We start from the raw sequence: 26,069 nt of genomic DNA on the forward strand, positions 1-26,069 counted from the left end.
GCTGACTTGCCTGCGATGCAGACACCTCGGTGTATCAGGTATATCGAGGTGATGCTATCAGGCAAGCCACCGCCCCCATTCGACCGAGTACACCCCTGGCACGATGTGTCGGCATATTGGCCGCAATCGCACCCTCGCCGCGATGGCCGCCCGGCAGGTGCGCGACCAGACTGGGTGCTTCCCACAGGAGAACAACCATGACCACGACCATCGCCGGCATCAAGATCCCCGACAGCGCCCTGGCCAGGGCCGCTACCGACTACATCCGCGACATCGAGTCCGACCTGCTCTACCACCACTCGCGCCGGGTGTTCCTGTTTGGCGCATTGAGCGGTGAACGCAAGCAGTTGGCGTACAACCCTGAGTTGCTGTACGTCGGCGCGATGTTCCATGACCTGGGCTTGATGGAAGGCCATCGCAGCGACGACAAGCGCTTCGAAGTGGACGGCGCCAATGCGGCGGCGAAGTTTCTCAAGCCTTACGGGCTGAGCGATGACGATATCGAGCAGGTATGGCTGTCCATCGCCCTGCACACAACCCCGGGGGTGCCGCAGCATCTGCGCCCCACGGTGGCGCTGGTAACCGCCGGTGTGGAAATGGACGTGCTGGGCATGGACTACGCCGCGTTCAGCAGCGCGCAACGCGAGGCTGTGGTGCATGCGCATCCACGCGGTGAGGGGTTCAAGGAGTGCATCATCTGTGCATTTGCCGACGGCTTGCGCCATCGTCCGCAGACCACGTTTGGTAACGTAAAGACCGATGTTCTGCTGGACCAGGTGCCGGGGTTCAAGCCGACGAATTTTGTACAGGTGATTCGCACCTCGCCGTGGGCAGCGTAATCAACTTGAAATGCAATTAAAGGTGGGAGGGGGCTTGCTCCCGATAGCAGTGGGTCAGTCTCACTTCAATTGACTGACACCCTACTCTCGGGAGCAAGCCCCCTCCCACACTTTAAATTGGAGCCGGCGCGCGGCGTTTGTCGGGCTGTTTCCAGCCTTCGGCGGCGGCTTCTTCGATGGCTTGCTGAATAGCCTTCTTGCGATGCTCTTCGGCACGCCGGCTGAAGAACCACACCAGAAACGTCACCAGCGACACCGCCAACAGAATCAGACTCGCCACGGCGTTGATCTCGGGTTTGACCCCCAGGCGCACCGCCGAGAACACTTCCATCGGCAAGGTGGTCGAACCCGGCCCCGACACGAAGCTGGCCAGTACCAAATCGTCCAGCGACAGCGCAAACGACATCATGCCGCCCGCCGCCAGCGACGGCGCGATCATCGGGATGGTGATCAGGAAGAACACCTTCCACGGCCGCGCGCCCAGGTCCATCGCCGCTTCTTCAATCGACAGGTCCAGCTCACGCAGGCGCGCCGATACCACCACCGCCACGTACGCCGCGCAGAAGGTGGTGTGGGCGATCCAGATGGTGACGATGCCACGTTCCTGGGGCCAGCCGATCAACTGCGCCATCGCCACGAACAGCAGCAACAGCGACAGACCGGTGATCACTTCGGGCATCACCAGCGGCGCGGTGACCAGGCCGCCGAACAGCGTGCGGCCCTTGAACTGGCTGATGCGCGTCAGCACGAAGGCCGCCAGCGTACCCAGCGCCACCGCCGCCACCGCCGTGTAGCAGGCGATTTCCAGCGAGCGCGCCACCGAGCCCATCAACTGGGTGTTGTCCAGCAGGCCCACGTACCATTTGATCGACCAACCGCCCCACACCGTCACCAGCTTGGATTCGTTGAACGAGTAGATCACCAGGATCAGCATCGGCAAGTAGATGAACAACAAGCCTGCGACCAGCATGAAGCTGGAGAAACGAAAGCGTTTCATATCTTGCCCTCCAGCTCTTTGGCCTGGCTGCGGTTGAACAGGATGATTGGCACGATCAGGATCGCCAGCATCACCACCGCCAGGGCGGACGCCACCGGCCAGTCACGGTTATTGAAGAATTCCTGCCACAGCACTTTACCGATCATCAGGGTTTCCGGGCCGCCGAGCAGTTCGGGGATCACGAACTCGCCCACCACCGGGATAAACACCAGCATGCAACCGGCAATGATGCCGTTCTTGGACAGCGGCACGGTGATTTTCCAGAAGCTGTTGAAGGTGCTCGAACCCAGATCGGATGCGGCTTCCAGCAGGCTCTGATCGTGCTTCACCAGGTTGGCGTACAGCGGCAGGATCATGAACGGCAGGTACGAATAGACCACGCCGATGTACACCGCAATGTTGGTGTTGAGGATCTGCAGCGGCTCGCTGATCAGCCCCATGGACATCAGGAAGCCATTGAGCAGACCGTTGTTGCTGAGGATGCCCATCCACGCATACACGCGGATCAGGATCGCGGTCCAGGTCGGCATCATGATCAGCAGCACCAGCACCGTCTGCATCTCTTTGCGCGCGGTGGCGATGGCGTAGGCCATCGGGTAACCGACCAGCAGGCACAGCAGCGTGCTGAAAAACGCCATTTTCAGCGAGCCGAGGTAGGCGGCGATGTACAGCTCGTCCCCCGCCAGCAGACTGTAGTTGGCCAGGTTCAGCACCACTTGCAGCTTCTGCTCAACGTAGGTGTAGATCTCGGTGTACGGCGGGATCGCCACATCGGCTTCGGCAAAGCTGATTTTCAACACGATGAAAAACGGCAGTGCGAAAAACAGGAACAGCCACAGGAACGGAATCCCGATGACCACCTGCTTGCCACTGGGGACGAGGCGGTTCAAGCGCCGTTTGAGTTTTTTTGTGTTCATGAGCGCAGTACCACGCCGCTGTCGTCTTCCCACCACACGTACACCTGATCACCCCAGGTAGGGCGCTGGCCACGGCGCTCGGCGTTGGCGACGAAGGACTGCACCAGCTTGCCGCTCGGCAGCTCCACGTAGAACACCGAGTGACCGCCCAGGTAAGCGATGTCGTGCACCTTGCCGCTGGACCAGTTGTGTTCGCAGGTCGGCATCTCTGAGGTGACCAACAGTTTTTCCGGGCGGATGGCGTAGGTCACCGACTTGTCTTCCACCGCAGTGGCGATGCCGTAGCCCACGTAGATGTCGCGGTCCAGGTCCGGGCATTTGAGCACCGCGTGGCCTTCGGCGTCGTCCACCACCTGGGTTTCGAAGATGTTGACGTTGCCGATGAATTCGCACACCAGACGGCTGGTCGGCGTCTCGTAGATATCGATCGGGCTGCCGATCTGCGCGATCCAGCCCAGGTGCATGATCGCGATGCGCTCGGCCATGGTCATGGCCTCCTCCTGGTCGTGGGTGACCATCACGCAGGTCACGCCGACGCGCTCGATGATCTCCACCAGCTCGAGCTGCATCTGCGAGCGCAGTTTCTTGTCCAGCGCGCCCATCGGCTCATCGAGCAGCAGCAGTTTCGGGCGCTTGGCCAGGGAGCGGGCCAGGGCCACGCGCTGGCGCTGACCGCCGGACAACTGGTGCGGCTTGCGCTTGGCGTACTGGCTCATCTGCACCAGCTTGAGCATCTCGGCCACGCGGGCGTCGACTTCGGCCTTGGGGATCTTGTCCTGCTGCAGGCCGAAGGCGATGTTCTGCGCCACGGTCATGTGCGGGAACAGCGCGTAGGACTGGAACATCATGTTGATCGGCCGCTCGTAGGGCGGCATGTCGGTGATGTCCACACCGTCGAGGTAGATGCGGCCTTCGGTCGGGCGCTCGAAACCTGCAAGCATGCGCAGCAGGGTGGACTTGCCCGATCCCGAACCGCCGAGCAGGGCGAAAATCTCGCCTTTCTTGATTTCCAGGGACACATCGTCCACGGCAATCGTCTCGTCGAACTTCTTCGTGACCCGGTCGATTTTGACCAGCACCTTCTTCGGTGTCTGGTCGCCCTCGAGGGCTTTCTTGTAGGCGCCGGAGGCAACAGCCATTTACGAAACTCCCAAAAAAAGAGTGCAGTTCGCCCAATGCGGGCGAACCCTGGATAGTTTGAGCGCTACTTGCCCGTCTTGACCTTGGTCCAGCTACGGGTCATCAAGCGTTGCACCTTCGGGGGTAGCTCGAAGTTGACGAATGTCCGGTCGAGAACCGCCTGCGGTGGGTAAACCGCTGCGTCGGTGCGTATCGATTGCTCCATCAGTGTGTCCGACCCCGGGTTAGGGTTGGCGTAACCGACGTAATCACTGACCTGGGCGATCACCTCAGGTTGCAGCAAATAGTTGATGAAGGCGTGGGCTTCCTTGACGTTGGTGGCGTCCTTGGGAATCGCCAGTACGTCGAACCACAGGTTGCCGCCTTCCTTGGGAATCGCGTAGGCGATGTTCACGCCCTTGCCTGCTTCGGCCGCACGGGCCTTAGCCTGGAACACATCGCCGGAGAAACCGGCCGCCACGCAGATATTGCCGTTGGCCAGGTCCGAGATGTATTTGGAGGAATGGAAGTAGGTCACGTAGGGCCGTACTTTGAGCAGCTTCTCTTCGGCCTTCTTGTAGTCGGCCGGGTTGGTGCTGTTGGGATCCAGGCCCATGTAGTTGAGCACCGCCGGCAGCATCTCATCGGCCGAGTCCATGAACGACACGCCGCAGCTGGCGAGCTTCTTCATGTTTTCCGGTTCGAACAGCACCGCCCAGGAGTCGATATGGTCGACGCCCAGCACCTCTTTCACTTTATCGACGTTGTAGCCGATGCCGTTGGTGCCCCACAGGTACGGCACAGAATACTGGTTACCCGGATCGTTCTTTTCCAGACGCTTGAGCAACGCCGGGTCAAGATTGGAATAATTAGTCAGCAATGACTTGTCGAGCTTCTGGAACGCCCCAGCCTTGATCTGCTTGCCGAGAAAGTGGTTGGACGGCACTACCACGTCGTAGCCGGTGCGTCCGGCCAGCAGCTTGCCTTCCAGGGTTTCGTTGGAATCAAACACGTCGTACACGGGCTTGATGCCGGTGGCCTTTTCGAAGTTGGCCAGGGTGTCGGGGCCGATGTAGTCCGACCAGTTATAAATATGCACCGTCGGTGCAGCCTGCACGCTGACAGCCAGCGTGATACCTGCACCCACCAGCAAGGCTTTGCGAAATAAAGAAATTGGCAAGTGGAGGTCCTCTTCAATAGTTGGCCCTGAAGTTGTTGCCCGGCAACAAAACCGGCGCGCAACTTACCTTCGATAAACCGATCCGGCAAAACTTTCTTTCATTTAATTAATGTGTGGGAGGGCGTTTGCGCCCTCCCACGGGTAGCAGGGCTTACTTGCCCGACTTGATCTTGGTCCAGCTGCGCGTCATCTCGCGCTGGGTAGCGGCCGGCAGGTCGGCAATTGCATACAGCTTGGCTTGCACGTCCGCTGGCGGGTAGATGCCCGGGTCGCTGGTGATGTCTTTATCGACCAGTGCGGTAGCCTTCTCGTTACCGTTCGGGAAACGCACGCTGTTGGTGATCGACGCCATCACTTCCGGCTTGAGCAGGTAGTTCATGAACTTATAGGCGGCATCGACGTTTTCGGCATCCTTGGGAATGGCGACCATGTCGAAGAAGCTGCCGGCGCCTTCCTTGGGAATGTCGTAGGCCACCTTGACCTTGCCGCCGGCTTCGGCCGCGCGGGACTTGGCCTGCTGGATGTCACCCGAGTAACCCACGGCTACGCAGATGTTGCCGTTGGCCAGGTCCGAGATGTACTTGGACGAGTGGAAGTAGCCGATCGAAGGACGGATTTTCAGGAACAGCGCTTCGGCTTGCTTGAGGTCGTCTTTCTTCTGGCTGTCGGTTGGCAGGCCCAGGTAATGCAGGGCAATCGGCAGCATTTCGGTGGGCGAATCGAGGAAGCTCACGCCGCAGCTTTTCAGCTTGGCGATGTTCTCGGGCTGGAGCAGCACGTCCCACGAGTCGATCTTGTCCACGCCCAGCGCAGCCTTGACCTTCTCCGGGTTGTAGCCGATGCCGATGGAGCCCCACATGTACGGGAACGCGTGCTTGTTGCCCGGGTCGCTGACCGACACGGCTTTGAGCAGGGATTTGTTCAGGTTGCTGTAGTTGGGCAACTTGGACGTGTCCAGTTCCTGGTACACACCGGCCTTGATCTGCTTGGCGAGGAAATTGTTCGACGGCACGACGATGTCGTAACCGGACTTGCCCGCCAGCAACTTGGCTTCCAGGGTTTCGTTGCTGTCGAACACGTCGTACACCACTTTGATGCCCGACTCTTTTTCAAAGTTGGCGATGGTGTCCGGTGCAATGTAGTCGGACCAGTTGTACACGTGCAGCACTTTACTGTCTGCCTGGGCCGCGCCCGCCATTGCGCCCATCAGGGACAAGGCGAGGAGGGTCTTGCCAGCGTTTTTCAAACCTGATGCCTTCATTATGGTGATGCTCCGATTTTTTCTTTATTAGCCACAGCCTGCGTTATTTGATGCGTGCTGAGACTAGCACTTAGCCCTGCAATTGGGCCAAGGTCAGGTCCAGGCAGGTACGCGCCTTGGTCACCAGTTCGTCAATTTCCGCGTGGCTGATCACAAGCGGCGGAGAAATGATCATGGTATCGCCCACGGCACGCATGATCAGGCCGTTGTTGAAGCAAAAGTTACGACAGATCATGCCTGCGCCACGGCCTTCATAACGCTTGCGCGTGGCCTTGTCCTGCACCAGCTCAATCGCACCCAGCAAGCCAACACCGCGTACTTCGCCCACCAACGGATGATCCGCAAGCTCGCGCAGACGTTTCTGCAAATAGGGTGCCGTTTCATCCTGCACACGCTGGATGATTTTCTCGTCGCGCAGAATGCGGATGTTTTCCAGCGCCACCGCCGCCGCCACCGGATGCCCGGAGTAGGTGAAGCCGTGGTTGAAATCACCGCCTTCATTGAGCACGGCCACCACGTCGTCGTGCACGATCAACCCGCCCATGGGGATGTAGCCCGAGGTCAGGCCCTTGGCGATGGTCATCATGTGCGGCTTGAGCCCGTAGAAGTCGCTGCCGAACCACTCACCGGTTCGGCCGAAGCCGCAGATCACTTCGTCGGCGACAAACAGAATGTCGTACTTCGCAAGAATTTCCTTGATGCGCGGCCAGTAGGTCGCAGGCGGCACGATCACGCCACCCGCGCCCTGGATCGGCTCGGCAATAAAGGCGCCGACGTTGTCCACGCCCAGCTCCAGGATCTTGGCTTCCAACTGGTCGGCGGCCCATACGCCAAACGCCTCCGGGCTCATGTCGCCGCCTTCGCCAAACCAGTACGGCTGAGCGATGTGGGTAATGCCAGGGATCGGCAGGTCGCCCTGCTCGTGCATATAAGTCATGCCGCCCAGGCTGGCGCCGGCCACGGTGGAGCCGTGGTAGCCATTTTTGCGGCTGATGATGGTTTTCTTGTTCGGCTGGCCTTTGATCGCCCAATAGTGGCGGACCATGCGCAACATGGTGTCGTTGCCTTCGGAGCCGGAGCCGGCGAAAAACACGTGATTCATGCCGGCGGGCGCGACGTCGGCGATAGCCTTGGCCAATTCCAGGGCCGGCGGGTGGGCGGTCTGGAAGAACAGGTTGTAGTACGGCAGGGCTTTCATCTGTTTGGCGGCGGCGTCGGCCAGCTCATCGCGGCCGTAGCCGATGGCCACGCACCACAGGCCGGCCATGCCGTCGAGGATCTTGTTGCCTTCGCTGTCCCACAGGTAAACACCGTGGGCCTTGGTGATGATCCTCGGGCCTTTCTCTTTCAATTGCTTGAAGTCGCTGAACGGCGCCAGGTGGTGATCGTTGCTCAAGGCTTGCCATTCACGGGTTTGCGGGTTGTTGCTGGACATACAGGTCTCCTGGTTCGGTGAAGGGCGCGCCGTCTGCACAGCGCGCCCGGCGCATCAGACGGCGAAGAGCAGGAATTCCCGCTCCCACGAACTGATCACGCGCTTGAAGTTTTCATGCTCGGCCCGCTTGACCGCGACGTAGCCGGTGATGAATTTCTGCCCGAGGTATTTCTCGATGGTCTTGCTGTTTTCCATGCGTTCCAGGGCGTCTTCGATGGTCAACGGCAGGCGCAGGTTGCGTCGCTCGTAGCCTCGGCCCACCACTGGCGCGCTGGGGTTGTGCTGCTCGACCATGCCGATGTAGCCACACAGCAGGCTGGCGGCAATCGCCAGGTACGGGTTGGCGTCGGCGCCTGGCAGGCGGTTTTCGACACGACGGTTCTGCGGGCCGGCATCCGGTACACGCAGGCCGACGGTGCGGTTCTCCTCGCCCCACTCCACGTTCACCGGCGCCGAGGTGTCGGGCAGGAAGCGGCGGAACGAGTTCACGTTGGGCGCAAACAGCGGCAGCAGTTCGGGGATGAATTTCTGCAGGCCGCCGATGTGATTGAGGAACAGCTGACTCATGGTCCCGTCTTCGTTGGAGAAGACGTTCTTGCCGGTGGCAATATCAATGATGCTCTGGTGCAGGTGCATCGCGCTGCCCGGCTCGCCGGTCATGGGTTTGGCCATGAAGGTGGCGGCCACGTTGTGCTTGAGCGCGGCTTCGCGCATGGTGCGTTTGAACACCAGAATCTGGTCGGCCAGGGACAGCGCGTCGCCGTGACGGAAGTTGATTTCCATCTGCGCGGTGCCGTCTTCGTGGATCAGGGTGTCGAGGTCCAGCTCCTGCAATTCGCACCAGTCGTAGACGTCTTCGAACAGCGGGTCGAATTCGTTGGCCGCTTCGATGGAGAAGGACTGGCGACCGGTCTCCGGGCGCCCGGAACGGCCAATCGGCGGTTGCAGCGGGAAGTCCGGGTCTTCGCAGCGTTTGGTCAGGTAGAACTCCATCTCCGGCGCCACGATGGGCTGCCAGCCTTTGTCGGCGTAGAGCTTGAGGACTTTCTTGAGCACGTTGCGCGGCGACAGCTCGATGGGGTTGCCTTGCTTGTCGTAGGTGTCGTGGATCACCTGGGCGGTGGGCTCGATGGCCCAGGGCACGAGGAACACGGCGTTCTGGTCGGGGCGGCAGATCATGTCGATGTCGGCCGGGTCGAGCAGTTCGTAATAGATGTCGTCTTCGACATAGTCGCCGGTCACGGTCTGCAACAGCACGCTCTCGGGCAGGCGCATGCCTTTTTCGGCGATGAACTTGTTGGTCGGCGAGATCTTGCCTCGGGTGATACCGGTGAGGTCGCCAATCATGCATTCGACTTCTGTGATCTTGTGGTCTTTCAACCAATCGGTGAGCTGGTCGAGGTTGTTACTCATAAATGCCTCTGGGCTGGGTTTCCTGGCGTCCATTAAAGGCCAGGCGTTGGTTGACGCAGCATCCGCGTCGTTTTTTCGTTCAGGGTAGGAGCTTACCTGCCATTTGCTGCAACGTTGCATTCCTCAGGCCAACCTTGTGCGTAATTTTGATCGGCGCGGCGGTCATCTGCGGCGTGATCGCAATCGAGGAGGCAAAAAAGAGGAAGACCCGGGCGTCAAGAATATTGGCCGGTGCGCGGTGCTTGGCGAGGCATAAATGGAGAGATGACAGGACTTGTCTGATACAGGTCAAGACGCCAACTGGCGGAAGGCGAGACATGAAGCACCCCGGTATTATTGCTGTTATGGGTTTGAATCGAGCTTAGCCTTGTTCATTTTTTTACACAACACCCCCGTAAAAAATACAACACGGCCCGCTTTAGGCTGCGACTCCCCAGCCGCGCAAACCCAAAAAAGCGCCGCAAAAAGCCCCAAAAAAGGCCACGCGGCGCTTTTTCAGGGCAAAAAAGGCCTCGCTTGACTTCGGCATGCCGTTCGGGTTGACTGAAACCAGAAAAGATCAATGATTGATATTTTTAACAACAAAGGTGTTGCATCATGTCGGTACCCCCGCGTGCCGTTCAGCTTAACGAAGCGAACGCGTTCCTTAAGGATCATCCTGAGGTTCTGTACGTAGACCTTCTAATTGCGGATATGAATGGTGTGGTGCGCGGCAAGCGCATCGAACGCACCAGTCTCCACAAGGTTTACGAGAAGGGCATTAACCTGCCTGCCTCTTTATTTGCCCTGGATATCAACGGCTCGACGGTGGAAAGCACCGGCCTGGGTCTGGACATCGGTGATGCTGACCGAATCTGTTATCCGATCCCCGACACCCTGTGCAATGAACCCTGGCAAAAGCGCCCGACCGCGCAATTGCTGATGACCATGCACGAACTGGAAGGTGAACCTTTCTTCGCCGATCCTCGCGAAGTGCTGCGCCAGGTGGTGAGCAAGTTCGACGATCTTGGCCTGACCATCTGCGCCGCCTTCGAGCTTGAGTTCTACCTGATCGACCAGGAGAACGTGAACGGCCGCCCCCAACCGCCCCGCTCGCCGATCTCCGGCAAACGTCCGCACTCGACACAGGTCTACCTGATCGACGACCTCGACGAGTACGTCGACTGCCTCCAGGACATTCTGGAAGGTGCCAAAGAGCAAGGCATCCCGGCCGACGCCATCGTCAAGGAAAGTGCCCCGGCGCAGTTCGAAGTGAACCTGCACCACGTTGCCGACCCGATCAAGGCCTGCGACTACGCGGTACTGCTCAAGCGACTGATCAAGAACATCGCCTACGACCATGAGATGGACACCACCTTCATGGCCAAGCCCTACCCGGGCCAGGCTGGCAACGGTTTGCACGTACACATTTCGATCCTGGACAAAGACGGCAAAAACATCTTTGCCAGCGAGGATCCCGAGCAGAACGCCGCATTGCGTCACGCGATCGGCGGTGTGCTCGAGACCCTGCCCGCCCAGATGGCGTTCCTGTGCCCGAACGTCAACTCCTACCGTCGTTTCGGCGCACAGTTCTACGTGCCGAACTCGCCGTGCTGGGGCCTGGACAACCGCACCGTGGCGATTCGCGTGCCCACCGGCTCGTCCGATGCCGTGCGTATCGAACACCGCGTGGCCGGTGCCGATGCCAACCCTTACCTGCTGATGGCTTCGGTCCTGGCGGGCGTGCACCACGGTCTGACCAACAAGATCGAGCCGAATGCACCGGTGGAAGGCAACAGCTACGAGCAGAACGAACAAAGCCTGCCGAACAACCTGCGCGATGCCTTGCGCGAGCTGGACGACAGTGAAGTGATGGCGCGGTACATCGATCCCAAATACATCGATATTTTCGTCGCCTGCAAGGAAAGCGAGCTGGAAGAGTTTGAACACTCCATCTCCGACCTTGAGTACAACTGGTACCTGCATACCGTTTAAGCGGTTGCGGTAGTTGAAAAGACGCTGCTGACTTCGGTCAGTGGCGTTTTTTTTGGGTTTATTCGGGGAGACCGAGGTGGATTCATCGGGGGCAAGCCCCCTCCCACACTGGATCTGTGACCACATTCAACATGTGGGAGGGGGCTTGCCCCCGATAGCGGTCTGGCAGACAACACACCTTCCTACTCATACAATGCCTGCTGCCTTGTAGGAGACTTCCATGTCCACCCGCCCCACCGTCACTCGCAAACCCCGCGCCCGCAGCCAGGCGCGGATCGACACGATCCTGGATGCCGCCCGCGCGTTGCTGGCCGCCGAAGGCGTGGCCGGTTTGTCGATCTACAGTGTGGCCAAGCGCGCGCAGATTCCGGCGGCGTCGGTGTACCACTTTTTTGCCAGTGTGCCGGCGTTGCTGCAAGCGTTGACGGCGGATGTGCACGCGGCCTTCCGTGCGGCCATCGAGGCCCCCATCGAGCATGACTCGCTCAAGCAATGGCGCGACCTGTCCGCTGTCGTCGAGCAGCGCATGCTTAGCATCTACGCGCATGATGCTGTCGCGCGCCAGTTGATCCTCACCCAGCACGGGCTCACTGAAGTGACCCAGGCCGACCGTCAGCATGATCTGGAGTTGGGGGATTTGATGCTGGCCGTGTTCAACCGCCACTTCGAGGTGCCGACGCTACCCAACGATGTGGACGTGTTTGCATTGGCGCTGGAGTTGAGCGACCGCGTGTATGCGCGCTCGGTGCATCAGCATGGGCGGATTACGCCGCGCATGGCGGAGGAAGGGATGCGGGTATTTGATGCGTATGTGGGGCTCTACTTGCCGGCGTACTTGCCCAAGCGGTAAGGGTGGCTGGGCGCGCCTCATCGGGGGCAAGCCCCCTCCCACACGTTGACCTGTGAACACATTCAAAATGTGGGAGGAGGCTTGCCCCCGATGACGGCCTCAAGAGCACTCACAACTTGGCAATCGACACCTCAGTGGATTTCACAAAGGCGATCACTTCACTGCCGATCACCAGTTCCAGCTCTTTGACCGAGCGCGTGGTGATCACCGACGTGACGATGCCCGAGGCGGTCTGCACGTCGATCTCCGACAAAACGTCGCCGACCACGATTTCCTTGATGGTGCCCTTGAACTGGTTGCGCACGTTGATGGCTTTGATAGTCATGGTGTTTTTCCTGTGTGGGTTATTGAGCCCAACGCAATTGCGTCGGCAGCGGTGAAACAGGTTCGGGTTCCGGCGGCACGCCGGGCAAGGACAGCACGCGGTTGAGCACTTCGGCTTCCAGTGCGGCCAGACGATAGGAACCACGGGCACGCGGGCGCGGCAGGTCGACGGTGAGGTCCAGGCCGATTTCGCCGTCTTCGATCAGGATCACCCGGTCGGCAATCGCCACGGCTTCGCTGACGTCGTGGGTGACCAGCAACACGGTGAAGCCGTGCTTTTGCCAGAGGTTTTCGATCAGTTGCTGCATTTCGATACGGGTCAGGGCATCCAGTGCGCCCAGGGGCTCGTCGAGCAGCAGCAGGCGCGGTTGGTGGATCAGCGCGCGGGCCAGCGCCACCCGTTGCTTCTGCCCGCCGGACAACGCCGCCGGCCATTCATCGGCACGCTCGGCCAGGCCCACCGCTTCCAGCGCGTCCAACGCCCGGGGGCGCCAGTTGCCCTTGAGGCCCAGGCCCACGTTGTCGATGATCTTTTTCCACGGCAGCAGGCGCGCTTCCTGAAACATCAGCCGCGTGTCTTCGATCGCCTCGTCGAGCGGCGCAGACCCGGCCAGCAACTGGCCGCCGCTGGCTTTATCCAGGCCCGCCAGCAGGCGCAGCAAGGTGCTTTTACCGCAGCCACTGCGACCGACCACGGCGACGAACTGACCGGCAGGGATATGCAGATCGATCTCTTTGAGTACTTCCCGCGCACCAAAGGACTTGCGCAATTTGCGCACCGCGAGCGGGATGCCCTTGAGCAGGCGCGGAGGTTGTTGAGCAGTCATGCCGCACCTCCCTTATGCACTTGATAGGCCGGGTGCCAGCGCAACCAGACCCGTTCCAGGCCACGCGCGGCCAGGTCGGCCAGTTTGCCGAGGATCGCGTACAACACGATGGCCAGCACCACCACGTCGGTTTGTAGAAATTCCCGCGCGTTCATCGCCAGGTAGCCGATGCCGGAGCTGGCCGAGATGGTTTCCGCCACGATCAGCGTCAACCACATGAAGCCCAGGGCAAAGCGCACGCCCACCAGGATCGACGGCAACGCGCCAGGCAGAATCACCTGCCAGAACAGGCTGAAACCGGACAAGCCATAGCTGCGCGACATTTCCACAAGTGCCGGGTCGACGTTGCGGATGCCGTGATAGGTGTTGAGGTAGATCGGGAACAGCGTGCCGAGGGCGACCAGGAAAATCTTCGCCGTCTCATCAATGCCGAACCACAGGATCACCAACGGAATCAGCGCCAGGTGCGGCACGTTGCGGATCATCTGCACCGAGCTGTCCAGCAAACGCTCGCCCCAGGTCGACAGACCGGTGATAAAGCCCAGCGCCAGGCCGATGCCGCCGCCTATCACGAAGCCCAGGCCGGCCCGCCAGCCACTGATGGCCAGGTGCGTCCAGATTTCGCCGCTGCGCACCAGATTGACCCCGGCCTCAATCACTGCGCTGGGCGCCGGCAGAATGCGCGTCGACAACCAGCCCGCCGACACCGACAACTGCCACACCGCCAGCAACAGAATCGGCAGCACCCACGGCGCCACGCGATGGCTCAATTTTTCAACATTCATGGCGTCCCCTCAGCTCTGTGACGCGGCTTTGGGAAGAATGTCGTTGGCGACCATTTCGCCGAACGGGCTGACATAGCCGGTGCTTTTCGGCTGCTCGGCCCGTTCGATATCCAGGTGCGGGAACAGCAGCTCAGCCACACGATACGACTCTTCCAGGTGCGGGTACCCGGAGAAGATAAAGGTGTCGATGCCCAGGTCCGCGTATTCCTTGACCCGCGCCGCAACCGTCGGGCCATCGCCCACCAGCGCAGTGCCCGCACCGCCACGCACCAGGCCGACGCCGGCCCACAGGTTGGGGCTGACTTCGAGGTTGTCGCGGCTGCCACCGTGCAAGGCGGCCATGCGCTGCTGACCCACCGAGTCGAAGCGCGCCAGGGAGGCCTGGGCGCGGGCGATGGTTGCGTCGTCCAGGTGGGAGATCAGTTTGTCGGCGGCTTTCCACGCCTCTTCGTTGGTTTCGCGCACGATCACATGCAGGCGAATGCCGAAGCGCACGGTGCGCCCGTGCTTGGCGGCCTTGGCGCGAACTTGCTCGATCTTTTCTGCCACTGCGGCCGGCGGCTCGCCCCAGGTCAGCACCATCTCCACCTGTTCGGCGGCCAAGTCCTGGGCGGCTTCGGAAGACCCGCCGAAGTACAGCGGCGGGCGCGGTTGCTGGATCGGCGGGTAGAGCAGCTTGGCGCCTTTGACGCTGATGTGCTCGCCGTCGTAATCCACGGTTTCGCCTTCCAGCACACGGCGCCAGATGCGAGTGAACTCCACCGAGGCCTGGTAGCGCTCTGCGTGGCTCAAGAACAGGCCGTCGCCGGCCAGCTCTTCCGGGTCGCCACCGGTCACCAGGTTGAACAACGCACGGCCGCCGGACAGACGATCCAGGGTTGCGGCCTGACGCGCGGCCACCGTCGGCGAAATGATGCCGGGGCGCAGAGCGACGAGAAATTTCAAGCGCTGGGTCACCGGGATCAGCGAGGCGGCTACCAGCCATGAGTCTTCGCAGGAACGTCCGGTGGGAATAAGCACCCCGCCGAACCCGAGGCGGTCAGCAGCCTGGGCGACTTGCTGCAGGTAGCCGTGGTCGACGGCACGCGCGCCTTCGGCGGTGCCAAGGTAATGGCCGTCGCCGTGGGTAGGCAGGAACCAGAAAATATTGAGGCTCATGGAGTTGTCTCCTGAAGAAATCGAATTACGGCGCTGTGGCCACGGTGGCGGGCGGTGTCCAGATCACGTCCTTGATGCTCAAGGGCTTGGGAATCAATTTGAGCTGGTAGAAGGTGTCGGCGATTTTCTGCTGGGCGGCGACCACTTCCGGGGTCAGGAACAGCGCACCGTAGCCCTGGCGTTTCACCGAGGTCAGGGTGATGTCGGCCGGCAGGCCAAGCAGCGGCGCCACCTGAGCGGTGACTTCCTGCGGGTTGGCCTTGGACCATTCGCCGACTGCGCGCACTTCTTCCACCAGCGCCTTGATCACCTCCGGGTGCTGTTGCGCGTAGGGTTTGGTGGCGAGGTAGAACTGGTGGTTGTCGGCGATGCCGGTGCCGTCACGCAGGGTGCGCGCCTGCAGCTGTTTCTCGGCGGCGGCCTGGTACGGATCCCAGATGACCCAGGCGTCGACACTGCCCCGCTCGAACGCCGCGCGGGCATCGGCGGGCGGCAGGAATACGGTCTGCACGTCGGTGTATTTGAGCCCGGCATCTTCCAGGGCACGCACCAGCAGGTAGTGCACGTTGGAGCCTTTGTTGAGCACGACTTTTTTGCCCTTGAGCTCGGCCACCGACTTGATCGTGGAATCCTTGGGCACCAGGATCGCTTCGCTGGTAGGCGCCGGCGGCTCGTAGGCCACGTAGAGCAGATCGGCACCGGCCGCCTGGGCGAACACTGGCGGGGTTTCGCCGGTAACGCCGAAGTCGATGGCGCCGACATTCAGGCCTTCAAGCAACTGCGGGCCGCCGGGAAATTCCGTCCATTGCACCTGCACGCCTTGGGCAGCCAGGCGTTTTTCCAGGCTGCCCTTGGCCTTGAGCAGCACCAGGGTGCCGTATTTCTGATAGCCGATCCGCAAAGTTTCGGCGGCCTGGGCGTTAATAATGACGCCGAAGGACACAGCCGCAGCAAACAGTGCGACCAGACCACGACGCAAGATGACAGTGCGCATGGCGCTCTCTCCAAATAGTGCGATGAGGGGGTTGGCTGCACCTGCTTGGCCGTTGGCGGCTGAGTAAGGTGAGTGTTACCGGATGTCGGGGTGAGGCTTAAATGCTCCAGCGAGCACTCAACAAACGTTCATTCAACACGTCCGGATCCAGCGGTTTTGGGCGGCGGGCCATGGCGCTGTAGAGCTGCTCAACGGCTTCGCGCAGTCGCGCCTCAAGCACCGGCACCAGTTGCGCCTGGACACTGCCCTCGCCGTAGGCGATCTGGCTGTCCTCAGCGAAAATGCCGTGCAGCAATTCCTGAGCCTTGAGCGCCGACAGCACCGGCTTCAAGGCGTAGTCCACCGCCAGCATGTGGGCGATGCTGCCGCCGGTGGCCATCGGCAGTACTACCTTGTGCGCCAGGGCGCGTTCGGGCAGCAGGTCGAGCACGGTTTTCAGCGCGCCGGAGAACGAGGCCTTGTACACCGGCGTGGCGATCACCAGGCCGTCGGCATTGGCCACCTGTTGCAACAGGTCGATCACCTTGGGGCTGTCGAAGCGCGCATGCAGCAAGTCTTCGGCCGGGAAGTCCCGTACCTGGTAACTCACCACTTCGACGCCTTTGTCTTGCAACCACTGACGGGTTTTTTCCAGCAGCACCCCGGAGCGGGAACGCTGACTGGGACTGCCTCCGAGTGTTACGACCAACATGCAGGAATTCCTTTGGGCAAGTGCCGGCGTTCGCTGTGTGGCGATGGCGCCAAGATGGAACAGACCTTAGCAGCAGATTTATATATCTATAAATCTTATTTTTTCATTTGTTTATTCCATAAATACATATGCGATTCATGGAAAGCCAGGCGAAAAAAAAGGCCGTCGAAACGGCCTGAAAAACCCCTGCTTTGTGAGCTGTGAAATGCGGCAAAAACTGTGGGAGGGGGCTTGCTCCCTCCCACATTGGGTTGTGTGTCAGCGGTTGGGTTGCGGGGTCAGGCGCAGGTACGGTTTCACGGCGCGGTAGCCCTTGGGAAAGCGCTTCTGGATCTCTTCCTCATCCTTGAGCGACGGCACGATCACCACTTCATCACCATCCTGCCAGTTGGCCGGGGTGGCGACCTTGTGGTTGTCGGTCAGCTGCAACGAGTCGATGACCCGCAGGATTTCATGGAAATTGCGGCCGGTGCTGGCCGGATAAGTAATGGTCAGGCGGATTTTCTTGTTCGGGTCGATCACGAACAGCGAGCGCACGGTGAGGGTATCGCTGGCGTTCGGGTGGATCAGGTCGTAGAGGTCCGAGACCTTGCGGTCGGCGTCGGCCAGGATCGGGAAGTTGACCACGGTGTGCTGGGTTTCGTTGATGTCTTCGATCCACTTGTGGTGGGAGTCCACCGGGTCTACGGACAGGGCAATGGCCTTGACGCCGCGCTTGGCGAATTCGTCCTTGAGCTTGGCGGTGAAGCCCAGCTCAGTGGTGCACACTGGCGTGAAGTCGGCCGGGTGCGAGAACAACACACCCCAGCTGTCGCCCAGCCATTCATGGAAATGAATGTTACCGGCGCTGGAATCCTGTTCGAAATCGGGGGCGATATCGCCCAGTCTGAGGCTCATGGCATGGCTCCTGGTGAGTGCTTATGGCGCCCACTGTGCATGCTTCGGCATTTATTTAAAAAGAATAAATAACGATTTATCCAGACGATAAAAGAATATTAAAAATCTGTTCACTGGACGCTGAGGCACGCGGGGATCAACATCGATTTCAAGGTTCGAGAAGGCCTTGAGACGCTGCAAAGAGGGATTCAGGAAGGGCTTGCGGGGGTTGAGCCCGACTTGAAGCAACACACCTTGCCCGGCATTGCGCCGGGCAAGGCTTTACGCTGTTACTTGAATGCGTAGCTGTAGCTGACGATTACACGGTTTTCGTCCTGATCGCGCGCTGCGGCAACATCGTTGCGCCACATAGCGTTTTTCCAGGCGACGCCGAGGTTTTTCAGCGGGCCTTCCGGGATCACGTAGGCAACGGTGATGTCACGTTCCCACTCGGACTGACCGGTGAACTCGGCACGGCTGCCGTTGACGGTGTCGATGTCGGTACCTTTGAGGTAGACGATACCGGCGGTCAGGCCAGGCACGCCAACCTTGGCGAAGTCATACGCGTAGCGAGCCTGCCAGGTACGTTCGCCAGCACGGGCGAACTTGGCGATCTGCATGTCAGTGGTCAGGTAAGCCGACGAACCGTCGCCCTGGTTCAACCAAGGGAAGTCGCTGTTACCGTTGCTGACCTGATAACCACCACCGAAGGTGTGGCCGGCAATGGTGTACAGGAACAGGCCGCTGTACAGGTTGTTGTCAACCTTGCCACGACCGGAGTTCACGCCGCTGTAGTTGCCCGACGAGAAGTAGGCCGCTTCGCTGCCGTTCTTGCCGTCATCGGAGCTGTGGAAGTAACGCAGGTCAGACTTCAATACGCCCGGGCCGATTGCCCAGTTGTGGGTCAGACCCAGGAAGTGCTGCTTGTAGAAATCTTCCAGGTTGCCGTAGTAGTACTGGGCAGTCAGGTCTTTGGTGATCTTGTAGTCACCACCGGCGTAGTAGAACTTGTTGCTGTCACGCCAGTTCACGCCACGGGTGTTGGCACCAGCGATCGACAGGTTGTCGACGTTGCTGGAGTTACGACCCTTGGCCTTTTCGATCTGACCGGCAACCAGCGTCAGGTCCTTGATGTCATTGGTGGTGATCTGGCCACCCTGGAAGGTCTGCGGCAGCAGACGACCGTCGTTGGTCACGATAACCGGCAGCTTGGGTTGCAGCGTACCCAGCTTCAGTTCGGTCTGCGAGATCTTGGCTTTGGCAGTCAGGCCCAGGCTCGAGTAGTTATCAACGGCTTCGCCATTGGACTTGCTCGGGAACACGGTGCCGCCGTACGAACCAGGGCTGGTAGCGGTCGCCGGGCTCGCGCCGTTGGTGCCGCCGCCCGAATCCAGGCGAATGCCCAGCAGGCCGATGGCATCAAGACCGAAGCCTACGGTGCCTTGGGTGTAGCCGGAGATGAAGCGCAGATCGAAGCCCTGGCCCCATTCTTCCTGCTTGCTCTGTACACCAGCGGCCTTGTTGGCAGCACTGCCGGCAGCCGCGTCGCGGTTGTCGGTGTTGATGTAAAAGTTACGCACACCCAGCGTTACTTTACTGTCATCGATGAAACCGGCAGCGCCTGCTTGCTGGGCGATTGCGCCCAAAGCTACAGCCACAGCCAAGGTGGACTTCTTCATGTACCGCTCCTCTCGTTTCTAATTTTTGTGTTTCTTTGGTCGCGGGTCTGACGCCCTCGATCCACAGATGCGCGATTAGCACCGGTTAGTGACTGACAAGTCAATCGTAACCTTGTGTGTCTACTACCTTCGTCTAATCACAGTTGATTTGGTCCGTGCAGGGTAATGAGTTTCTCATACACCCAAAAAGAATTATTTCATCCTTTTTCATACGATTCAGGAATAAGACTTTGCAGGGCAGCGAACCGGTCAGAGTAGACGAGTTGCCGCGCAACCTAATTCCTAAAGGGTATTATTCAGAGCTTTTTTAGATCGTTTAGGACACTGCAGACGTCATTCACGACCAGAAAGGCGGCGCCATCATGGCTAAGCGCTATCCTGGCGTCAATTTGTTACAGTTTTTGTGTCACTAATAATTTCTTTGGTTGTCCAAGCGGCCGATTTGATCGCTGGCAATTGTTGTATCGGCGCGCTTTCACGGTTCTGAAGTATTGAAACAAATGTGGGGGCTTGCTCCCGACGGCATTCGATCAGTCAACACATCAGTGACTGAGCTAAGGCCATCGGGAGCAAGCCACCTCCCACATTTTTGATGTGTGCTGTCTTTACAGCGCCTTTTCGAAGATCTTGGAATTGCGCTGATAGTTGTACAGCGACGCCCGCGCCGAAGGCAGGCGGTCTACGCTGCTGGGTTCAAAGCCGCGCTCGCGGAACCAGTGCGCGGTGCGCGTCGTAAGCACGAACAAGGTCTTCAAGCCCTGGGCCCTGGCACGGCCCTCGATACGCTCGAGCAACACATCACCGCGCGCGCCATGGCGGTATTCCGGGTTCACCGCCAGACAGGCCAGCTCACCGGCGTCGGAATCGGCGATCTGGTACAGCGCGGCGCAGGCGATGATCATGCCTTCGCGTTCCACCACGCTGAACTGCTCGATCTCGCGCTCCAGCACTTCCCGCGAACGGCGTACCAGAATGCCCTGCTCTTCCAGCGGGCTGATCAGGTCAAGCAAACCGCCGACGTCTTCAATTGCCGCCTCGCGTACCAGTTCGAATTGCTCCTGGGCCACCAGCGTGCCGCCGCCGTCGCGGGTAAACAGCTCGGTGAGCAAAGCGCCGTTCTCGGCGTAGCTGACGATATGGCTGCGCCCCACGCCGCCGCGGCAAGCCTGGGCGGCAGCGTCGAGCAGTTCAGCCTGATAATTGCTGCCCAACCGCTGCAGGTGCGCCGGCACTTGCTGTGGACGCAACTCACGCACCAGGCGACCATTTTCGTCGATCAGACCAAGGTCGGCGCCAAACAGCAGCAATTTGTCGGCAGCCAGGTCGATGGCGGCGCGGGTGGCCACATCTTCACAGGCCAGGTTGAAGATCTCGCCGGTGGGCGAGTACCCCAGCGGCGACAGCAGCACGATGGAGCGTTCGTCGAGCAGGCGATTGATGCCCTTGCGGTCGACCCGGCGTACTTCGCCGGTGTGGTGATAGTCCACGCCGTCGAGCACGCCGATGGGCCGCGCGGTGACCAGATTGCCACTGGCCACGCGCAGGCGTGAACCCTGCATGGGCGATGAGGCCATGTCCATGGACAGGCGCGCCTCGATGGCGATGCGCAAGTGCCCGACCGCATCGATCACACATTCCAGGGTGGCAGCATCGGTGATGCGCATGCCTTCGTGATAAGCCGACGTAAGGCCACGCGCCTCAAGGCGGGTTTCAATTTGCGGACGCGAGCCATGCACCAGCACCAGCCGCACACCCAGGCTGTGCAGCAGCACCAGGTCGTGGACGATATTGCCGAAGTTGGGGTGGTCCACACCGTCGCCAGGCAACATGACCACAAAGGTGCAATCGCGGTGGGCGTTGATGTAAGGGGAAGCGTGACGAAGCCAATTGACGTATTCGGGCATAACACCTGGGCCTGTAATAAAAAGCAGCCGAAAAAGGAAGGATCGTGAAAGCGCACGGCGGGCTGATGGTTATCGTCGGAACAGGCTTGGCGACACGCTCACTCTCCTTCTATGGACGTACAGGCAGGGGTTAATTTATGCAGGTTTGAGGCAGTAATGTTCGATCAGTTCGCGCAATAACTGCACTGTAGGCGTCAAGCGTGACATTTCGAGGTACTCGCCCGGCTGGTGCGCACAGGCGATATCACCAGGGCCGAGCACCAGGGTTTCGCAACCAAGGCGCTGAAGATAAGGCGCTTCGGTGCCAAACGCCACTGCTTCGGCACGATGGCCGGTCAAACGCTCCGCAACCCGCACCAGTTCGGCGTCTTCGGGCTGTTCGAACGGTGGCACTTCGGGAAACAGCGGCGCGTAGTCGATTTGGACGTGATGGCGCTCGGCCAGAGGTGCGAGTTTCTGCCGGATAGCGGCACGCAGCACTTCAGGGTCCATGCCCGGCAATGGCCGCAGGTCGAACTCCAGGGAACACTGGCCGCAAATGCGGTTGGGGTTGTCGCCGCCGTGGATGCAGCCCAGGTTCAGGGTGGGCTGCGGCACGCTGAATTGCGGGTTGCGGTATTCGCGCTGCCAGGCCAGGCGCAGGCCGCGCAGTTCGCCGATGGCATCGTGCATGGCTTCAAGGGCGCTGTGCCCCAGGCTCGGGTCCGACGAATGGCCGCTGCGGCCGAGGATGTCGATGCGCTCCATCATCACGCCCTTGTGCAGGCGGATCGGCCTCAGGCCAGTGGGCTCGCCGATCACCGCTGCGCGGCCCAGCGGACGGCCCGCTTCGGCCAACGCCCGGGCGCCGGACATGGAGCTCTCTTCATCGCAGGTGGCGAGAATCAGCAACGGCTGTTTGAACGGCTGGTCGAGCAGCGGCAACACCGCTTCGATGGCCAGGGCGAAAAAACCCTTCATGTCGCAGCTGCCCAATCCTACCCAGCGGCCGTCAACTTCCGTCAGCTTGAGCGGATCGGTCTGCCACAAGGCGTCATCATACGGCACCGTGTCGCTGTGCCCGGCCAGCACCAGCCCGCCGGGACCGCTGCCGAAGGTGGCCAGCAGGTTGAACTTGCCGGGGCTGACCTGCTGGATGTCGATGGCAAAGCCCAGATCGCCCAGCCAACTGGCGAGCAGATCGATCACCGGACGGTTGGTCTGGTCCAGAGACGCCTGCGTGCAACTGACCGATGGCGCGGCAATCAGCGCGGCGAATTGCTCTTTCAGGGTAGGTAACGGCATGCGCGGCCTCTCGACTTCACGGATGGGGCCCACTATAGAGCCATCTGCACGACACAATAAACCGTTGCGGCGCGTTGCCGGGCTCAGTCCTGTACACTGCACGGCCTTGGCAGCCACTCTTTTCCCCGGCTGCGCTCCCGATCCTGGATTTTCCGGCCATGCAGAAAGAAACCGAAATCAAGCTCCGCGTCAGCCGCGAAACCCTCGCTGCGCTGCGTGAGCACCCGCTACTGAAAAAACGCAACAAAAGTGGCTGGGAACGCCGTGAGTTGATGAACCAGTATTTCGACACCCCCGAGCGCGACCTGGCCCAGGCCAAGGTTGCCCTGCGCCTGCGCAAGGACGGTGACGAGATTATCCAGACCCTCAAGACCCGTGGCCAAAGCATCGCCGGCCTGTCGGAACGCAACGAGTACAACTGGAACCTGCCCAAAGCCAAGCTCGACGTGAAGAAACTCGACGGCGAATGCTGGCCCGAGCAACTGGCCGAGCTGGACAAAAAGACCCTCAAGCCGATCTTCACTACCGATTTTGTGCGCGAGCGCGCCGAAATCGCCTGGGGCCGTGGCAAAGCCAAGGTGGTGATCGAAGCCGCCCTGGACCTGGGCCACGTGGTGGTCGGCAAGCAGAAAGAAGAAATCTGCGAGCTGGAACTGGAGCTGCGCGAAGGCGAACCGGCGGCCCTGCTGGAACTCGCCGCCGAGCTGGCCGCCACGCTGGCGCTGATGCCGTGTGACATCAGCAAGGCCGAGCGCGGCTACCGCCTTTACGACGCCGGCAGCTACTCCCTGAGCCTGCCGGCGCCGCAGATCCACGCCGAAATGCCGCTGGACGACGCCTTCGCCGCGATCATGTGGCACCTGCTGGGCAGCAGCCAGCGCCTGGCCGAGCAATACCGGTTCAACGGCCATTGGCGCCTGTTGCAGGACTGGGTCGATCACCTCGGCGAACTGCGCGCCCTGATCGGCAGCCTCGGTCAGGCGGCGCCGCGCCAGTCCACCAGCGAACTGCGCAGCGCACTCGATGCCCTGCTCGAAGACTGGCGCCCGCTGGTACAGGCCGGTGACGACGACGAAGACATTCGCAAAGCCGCGCCGGAGCAGTTCGCCGAAGAGCTCGAAGACGTGCGCTGGGGCCTGTTCTCATTGAACACCTCGCGCTGGCTGCTGGCCCGCACCTGGACCGCCGAGCGCACTGTGCGCGGCAACCGCCAGGGCGCAGCGCAACTCACCAACTGGCTGCCGCGCCTGCTGGCCGACGATGCCGTCGCCCTGCAACTGCCGCGCTACCAGCAGCAACCCGAAGACCTGGCCGAGCAACTGCCGCGCATCGAGCGCATCCAGGCCTGGCTGCATCACGCACGTCAGGTGGTGGATATTGCCGAGCTGGACCGCCTGTACGGCGAGCTGAACAAGCTGGTGCAACTGGCCAACCAGCCGATCACCGATGAGTCGCTGGACGCGCGGATGCATCAGGCGATTGCGGTGTATCAGAACCGGGCGTGGAAAACGTTGCTGCGTCTGTAATACCAAACCACGGCCCTGTGGCGAGCGGGCTCGCCCCGCGTTGGGGTGCGAAGCGCCCCCAATCGAGCAAAACGCGGTGTACCTGATACGGCTCAGCGCCTGACTTTGGGGCTGCTGCGCAGCCCAACGCAGGACAAGCCTGCTCGCCACAGGGAATCTGCGCTTAACTGAACGGCATTAGGGCAAGCCCGCTCGCCACGGGGATGTGGCGGCCTTAGCGTTGTTCAGCGTAAAAGCCTGCAATACACCCTGAGAGGCAAAAATACAGCACCTGACTAGCCTGAGGAGACGTCCAGCGCTTCTCAGGTAAATCTGCATGTCTGTTGATCACCGTTTGCAATTGCACGCGTTGCTGCCGCCTCTGGTCGAGGCCGGGCTGGTCGCAGCCGACGTCGCACAGCGCCTGTCGACATCGCCCGCCGGCAACCGGCACCCGCTGGAACTCATCGCGGCCCAGGGCGCCGACCTGGAAGCGCTGACGCAATGGCTCGCCCGGCAGGCCGGACAACCTTATCTGCGCATCGACCCGCTGAAGATCGACGTGGCGACGGTGGTGCCGCTGATGTCCCACGCATTCGCCCAACGTCACGCGATCCTCGCTGTGGCCGTGGATGCACACACCGTCACCGTCGCCAGTGCCCAGCCCTATGTCACCGAGTGGGAAGCCGGCCTGGCGCAGGTGCTCAAACGCTCGATAAAGCGCGTGGTCGCCAACCCCCAGGCAATCGAGCACTGCATGGGCGAGTTCTACCGCGTGGCGAAGTCGGTGCGCGGCGCGGATCAGAAAATCGCGGCGCCTGCCAATGTCGAACTGCTCAACCTCGGCGGCAGCGATCAGGAGCCGGATGCCAACGACGCGCATATCGTCACGATCGTCGACTGGCTGTTGCAGTACGCCTTCGGCCAGCGTGCCAGCGATATCCACATCGAACCTTGCCTGGACCAGGGCCGCGTGCGCTTTCGCATCGATGGGCTGCTGCATGATGTCTATCAATTCCCGCCCCAGGTCACGATGGCAGTGGTCAGCCGCCTGAAAAGCCTGGGCCGGATGAACGTGGCGGAAAAACGCAAACCCCAGGACGGCCGCCTCAAGACCAGAAGCCCTGCGGGCGCCGAGGTGGAGTTGCGTCTGTCGACCTTGCCCACGGCCTTTGGCGAGAAACTGGTGATGCGGATTTTCGACCCCCAGGTGCTGCTCAAGGACTTCGACCAGCTCGGCCTGTCGCCCGAAGACCAGCAGCGCTGGCACGCCATGACCAGCAAGGCCCATGGCATCATCCTGGTCACCGGACCGACCGGTTCCGGCAAGACCAGCACCCTCTACACCACGCTCAAGCGACTGGCGACCCGCGAGGTCAACCTGTGCACGGTGGAGGACCCGGTCGAAATGGTCGAGCCGGCGTTCAACCAGATGCAGGTGCAGCACAATATCGACCTGACCTTCGCCAGCGGCATTCGCGCCCTGCTGCGCCAGGACCCGGACATCATCATGATCGGCGAGATACGCGACCAGGAAACCGCCGAAATGGCGATCCAGGCCGCGCTTACCGGGCACCTCGTGCTGTCGACCCTGCACACCAACGATGCGCCCAGCGCCATCAGCCGCTTGCAGGAGCTGGGGATTGCTCATTATTTGATCAAAGCCACCTTGCTGGGGGTCATGGCCCAGCGTCTGGTACGCCTGCTGTGCCCCGCCTGCAAGCGCGTTGCGGGCGATAGCTGCGAGGCCGTGGGGTGCGCAGAGTGCCGTGACAGCGGTTACCGAGGCAGGGCCGGCGTCTACGAAATCATGGTGATGGATGAGGCGCTCACGACACTGATCACGCCCGGCACCGATGTGCAGGCATTGCGCAAGGCGGCGTTGCGGCAAGACATGCACAGCCTGCGGATGGCCGGGTTGCTGAAGGTACAGGCCGGGCTGACCACCCTGGCCGAAGTGCTGCGGGTCACCCCTGGAGATTCAGAAATAATCCTTTGATTGTCGGACAATGAAACCGTCTTATCGGCGACAACCCCGTTACAATCGGCCGAACGTC

At 60.9% G+C, this 26,069-nt stretch carries 22 protein-coding genes and 1 pseudogene; 5 read left to right on the forward strand and 18 right to left on the reverse strand.

The genetic code is table 11. From position 1 onward, the window contains the following. The first annotated feature begins 197 nt into the window (after positions 1-197). Entirely contained in the window at positions 198-839 is a 642-nt protein-coding gene (locus tag RHM60_RS14950) for an HD domain-containing protein (RefSeq protein WP_322212140.1), read from the forward strand. A gap of 112 nt (positions 840-951) precedes the next feature. On the opposite strand, the gene RHM60_RS14955 is transcribed toward RHM60_RS14950, so the two are convergent. The 8 genes from RHM60_RS14955 to RHM60_RS14990 form a co-directional block, all read right to left on the reverse strand. After that, on the reverse strand, positions 952-1,836 hold the full coding sequence (locus RHM60_RS14955; RefSeq protein WP_231422764.1) for an ABC transporter permease subunit: 885 nt from the start codon (positions 1,834-1,836) through the stop codon (positions 952-954). Next, a complete protein-coding gene (locus RHM60_RS14960) occupies positions 1,833-2,753 on the reverse strand; it encodes an ABC transporter permease subunit (RefSeq protein ID WP_057006456.1) in 921 nt (306 codons plus the stop codon). The genes RHM60_RS14955 and RHM60_RS14960 overlap by 4 nt, the downstream gene beginning before the upstream one ends. Further along, the gene (locus RHM60_RS14965; RefSeq protein ID WP_057006455.1) at positions 2,750-3,892 is read right to left on the reverse strand and encodes an ABC transporter ATP-binding protein; all 1,143 of its coding nucleotides are present in this window, start codon (positions 3,890-3,892) and stop codon (positions 2,750-2,752) included. Before RHM60_RS14965 ends, RHM60_RS14960 begins: the two co-directional genes overlap by 4 nt. Before the next feature lie 65 nt (positions 3,893-3,957). Beyond that, positions 3,958-5,052 (reverse strand): polyamine ABC transporter substrate-binding protein, encoded by a 1,095-nt coding sequence (locus RHM60_RS14970; protein ID WP_209986121.1) that lies wholly within the window; start codon positions 5,050-5,052, stop codon positions 3,958-3,960. 151 nt (positions 5,053-5,203) lie between these two features. Further along, positions 5,204-6,298: a polyamine ABC transporter substrate-binding protein gene (locus RHM60_RS14975; RefSeq protein WP_209990556.1), complete on the reverse strand. Its 1,095-nt coding sequence runs from the start codon at positions 6,296-6,298 to the stop codon at positions 5,204-5,206. 85 nt (positions 6,299-6,383) lie between these two features. Continuing rightward, positions 6,384-7,748: an aspartate aminotransferase family protein gene (locus tag RHM60_RS14980; protein ID WP_231422766.1), complete on the reverse strand. Its 1,365-nt coding sequence runs from the start codon at positions 7,746-7,748 to the stop codon at positions 6,384-6,386. A gap of 54 nt (positions 7,749-7,802) precedes the next feature. Further along, positions 7,803-9,161, reverse strand: a complete 1,359-nt coding sequence (locus tag RHM60_RS14985; protein ID WP_057006451.1) for a glutamine synthetase family protein — start codon at positions 9,159-9,161, stop codon at positions 7,803-7,805. Between the two features lie 79 nt (positions 9,162-9,240). Further along, the gene (locus RHM60_RS14990) at positions 9,241-9,480 is read right to left on the reverse strand and encodes a hypothetical protein (RefSeq protein WP_231422767.1); all 240 of its coding nucleotides are present in this window, start codon (positions 9,478-9,480) and stop codon (positions 9,241-9,243) included. A 278-nt stretch (positions 9,481-9,758) separates the two neighbouring features. Between RHM60_RS14990 and RHM60_RS14995 the strand changes: the two genes are divergently transcribed. After that, the gene (locus tag RHM60_RS14995; protein WP_003234758.1) at positions 9,759-11,135 is read left to right on the forward strand and encodes a glutamine synthetase family protein; all 1,377 of its coding nucleotides are present in this window, start codon (positions 9,759-9,761) and stop codon (positions 11,133-11,135) included. Positions 11,136-11,355: 220 nt separating this feature from the next. Next, positions 11,356-11,985, forward strand: a complete 630-nt coding sequence (locus RHM60_RS15000; protein ID WP_209986129.1) for a TetR/AcrR family transcriptional regulator — start codon at positions 11,356-11,358, stop codon at positions 11,983-11,985. A 109-nt stretch (positions 11,986-12,094) separates the two neighbouring features. On the opposite strand, the gene RHM60_RS15005 is transcribed toward RHM60_RS15000, so the two are convergent. The 10 genes from RHM60_RS15005 to argE all read right to left on the reverse strand — a co-directional run bounded on the left by RHM60_RS15005 (position 12,095) and on the right by argE (position 22,507). After that, on the reverse strand, positions 12,095-12,310 hold the full coding sequence (locus tag RHM60_RS15005) for a TOBE domain-containing protein (RefSeq protein ID WP_003176783.1): 216 nt from the start codon (positions 12,308-12,310) through the stop codon (positions 12,095-12,097). A 19-nt stretch (positions 12,311-12,329) separates the two neighbouring features. Further along, a complete protein-coding gene (gene ssuB, locus RHM60_RS15010; protein WP_322212141.1) occupies positions 12,330-13,136 on the reverse strand; it encodes an aliphatic sulfonates ABC transporter ATP-binding protein in 807 nt (268 codons plus the stop codon). Beyond that, positions 13,133-13,921, reverse strand: a complete 789-nt coding sequence (gene ssuC / locus RHM60_RS15015; protein WP_209986136.1) for an aliphatic sulfonate ABC transporter permease SsuC — start codon at positions 13,919-13,921, stop codon at positions 13,133-13,135. Before ssuC ends, ssuB begins: the two co-directional genes overlap by 4 nt. 9 nt (positions 13,922-13,930) lie before the next feature. Then, positions 13,931-15,079: an FMNH2-dependent alkanesulfonate monooxygenase gene (ssuD, locus tag RHM60_RS15020; RefSeq protein ID WP_209986138.1), complete on the reverse strand. Its 1,149-nt coding sequence runs from the start codon at positions 15,077-15,079 to the stop codon at positions 13,931-13,933. Between the two features lie 25 nt (positions 15,080-15,104). After that, positions 15,105-16,073, reverse strand: a complete 969-nt coding sequence (locus RHM60_RS15025) for a sulfonate ABC transporter substrate-binding protein (protein ID WP_322212142.1) — start codon at positions 16,071-16,073, stop codon at positions 15,105-15,107. A gap of 97 nt (positions 16,074-16,170) precedes the next feature. Beyond that, entirely contained in the window at positions 16,171-16,764 is a 594-nt protein-coding gene (ssuE, locus tag RHM60_RS15030) for an NADPH-dependent FMN reductase (protein ID WP_057006445.1), read from the reverse strand. 258 nt (positions 16,765-17,022) lie between these two features. Then, positions 17,023-17,661 (reverse strand): peroxiredoxin, encoded by a 639-nt coding sequence (locus tag RHM60_RS15035; protein ID WP_057006444.1) that lies wholly within the window; start codon positions 17,659-17,661, stop codon positions 17,023-17,025. 269 nt (positions 17,662-17,930) lie between these two features. After that, the gene (locus RHM60_RS15040) at positions 17,931-19,319 is read right to left on the reverse strand and encodes an OprD family porin (protein WP_209986151.1); all 1,389 of its coding nucleotides are present in this window, start codon (positions 19,317-19,319) and stop codon (positions 17,931-17,933) included. A 605-nt stretch (positions 19,320-19,924) separates the two neighbouring features. After that, positions 19,925-21,223, reverse strand: a complete 1,299-nt coding sequence (gene argA / locus RHM60_RS15045) for an amino-acid N-acetyltransferase (protein ID WP_209986156.1) — start codon at positions 21,221-21,223, stop codon at positions 19,925-19,927. Between the two features lie 135 nt (positions 21,224-21,358). After that, a complete protein-coding gene (gene argE / locus RHM60_RS15050; protein ID WP_231422769.1) occupies positions 21,359-22,507 on the reverse strand; it encodes an acetylornithine deacetylase in 1,149 nt (382 codons plus the stop codon). A 158-nt stretch (positions 22,508-22,665) separates the two neighbouring features. Here argE and RHM60_RS15055 point away from each other — a divergent pair, with 158 nt between their 5' ends. Both RHM60_RS15055 and RHM60_RS15060 read left to right on the forward strand, forming a co-directional pair. Continuing rightward, positions 22,666-24,033: an inorganic triphosphatase gene (locus RHM60_RS15055; protein ID WP_209986162.1), complete on the forward strand. Its 1,368-nt coding sequence runs from the start codon at positions 22,666-22,668 to the stop codon at positions 24,031-24,033. Between the two features lie 316 nt (positions 24,034-24,349). Beyond that, a pseudogene (locus RHM60_RS15060) lies at positions 24,350-26,025 on the forward strand (GspE/PulE family protein). Positions 26,026-26,069: the final 44 nt, after the last annotated feature.

This window comes from Pseudomonas sp. MH9.3 (genome assembly GCF_034354675.1).
Classification (GTDB): domain Bacteria; phylum Pseudomonadota; class Gammaproteobacteria; order Pseudomonadales; family Pseudomonadaceae; genus Aquipseudomonas.

Coding starts and splice junctions, on each gene's coding strand:
- RHM60_RS15000 (WP_209986129.1), top strand. CDS start 11,356: ATGTCCACCCGCCCCACCGTCACTCGCAAACCCCGCGCCCGCAGCCAG.
- ssuC (WP_209986136.1), bottom strand. CDS start 13,921: ATGAATGTTGAAAAATTGAGCCATCGCGTGGCGCCGTGGGTGCTGCCG.
- ssuE (WP_057006445.1), bottom strand. CDS start 16,764: ATGTTGGTCGTAACACTCGGAGGCAGTCCCAGTCAGCGTTCCCGCTCC.
- RHM60_RS15005 (WP_003176783.1), bottom strand. CDS start 12,310: ATGACTATCAAAGCCATCAACGTGCGCAACCAGTTCAAGGGCACCATC.
- RHM60_RS14995 (WP_003234758.1), top strand. CDS start 9,759: ATGTCGGTACCCCCGCGTGCCGTTCAGCTTAACGAAGCGAACGCGTTC.
- ssuB (WP_322212141.1), bottom strand. CDS start 13,136: ATGACTGCTCAACAACCTCCGCGCCTGCTCAAGGGCATCCCGCTCGCG.
- RHM60_RS15055 (WP_209986162.1), top strand. CDS start 22,666: ATGCAGAAAGAAACCGAAATCAAGCTCCGCGTCAGCCGCGAAACCCTC.
- ssuD (WP_209986138.1), bottom strand. CDS start 15,079: ATGAGCCTCAATATTTTCTGGTTCCTGCCTACCCACGGCGACGGCCAT.
- RHM60_RS14955 (WP_231422764.1), bottom strand. CDS start 1,836: ATGAAACGCTTTCGTTTCTCCAGCTTCATGCTGGTCGCAGGCTTGTTG.
- RHM60_RS14950 (WP_322212140.1), top strand. CDS start 198: ATGACCACGACCATCGCCGGCATCAAGATCCCCGACAGCGCCCTGGCC.
- argA (WP_209986156.1), bottom strand. CDS start 21,223: ATGCCCGAATACGTCAATTGGCTTCGTCACGCTTCCCCTTACATCAAC.
- RHM60_RS15040 (WP_209986151.1), bottom strand. CDS start 19,319: ATGAAGAAGTCCACCTTGGCTGTGGCTGTAGCTTTGGGCGCAATCGCC.
- RHM60_RS14965 (WP_057006455.1), bottom strand. CDS start 3,892: ATGGCTGTTGCCTCCGGCGCCTACAAGAAAGCCCTCGAGGGCGACCAG.
- RHM60_RS14980 (WP_231422766.1), bottom strand. CDS start 7,748: ATGTCCAGCAACAACCCGCAAACCCGTGAATGGCAAGCCTTGAGCAAC.
- argE (WP_231422769.1), bottom strand. CDS start 22,507: ATGCCGTTACCTACCCTGAAAGAGCAATTCGCCGCGCTGATTGCCGCG.
- RHM60_RS14990 (WP_231422767.1), bottom strand. CDS start 9,480: ATGTCTCGCCTTCCGCCAGTTGGCGTCTTGACCTGTATCAGACAAGTC.
- RHM60_RS15025 (WP_322212142.1), bottom strand. CDS start 16,073: ATGCGCACTGTCATCTTGCGTCGTGGTCTGGTCGCACTGTTTGCTGCG.
- RHM60_RS14985 (WP_057006451.1), bottom strand. CDS start 9,161: ATGAGTAACAACCTCGACCAGCTCACCGATTGGTTGAAAGACCACAAG.
- RHM60_RS15035 (WP_057006444.1), bottom strand. CDS start 17,661: ATGAGCCTCAGACTGGGCGATATCGCCCCCGATTTCGAACAGGATTCC.
- RHM60_RS14960 (WP_057006456.1), bottom strand. CDS start 2,753: ATGAACACAAAAAAACTCAAACGGCGCTTGAACCGCCTCGTCCCCAGT.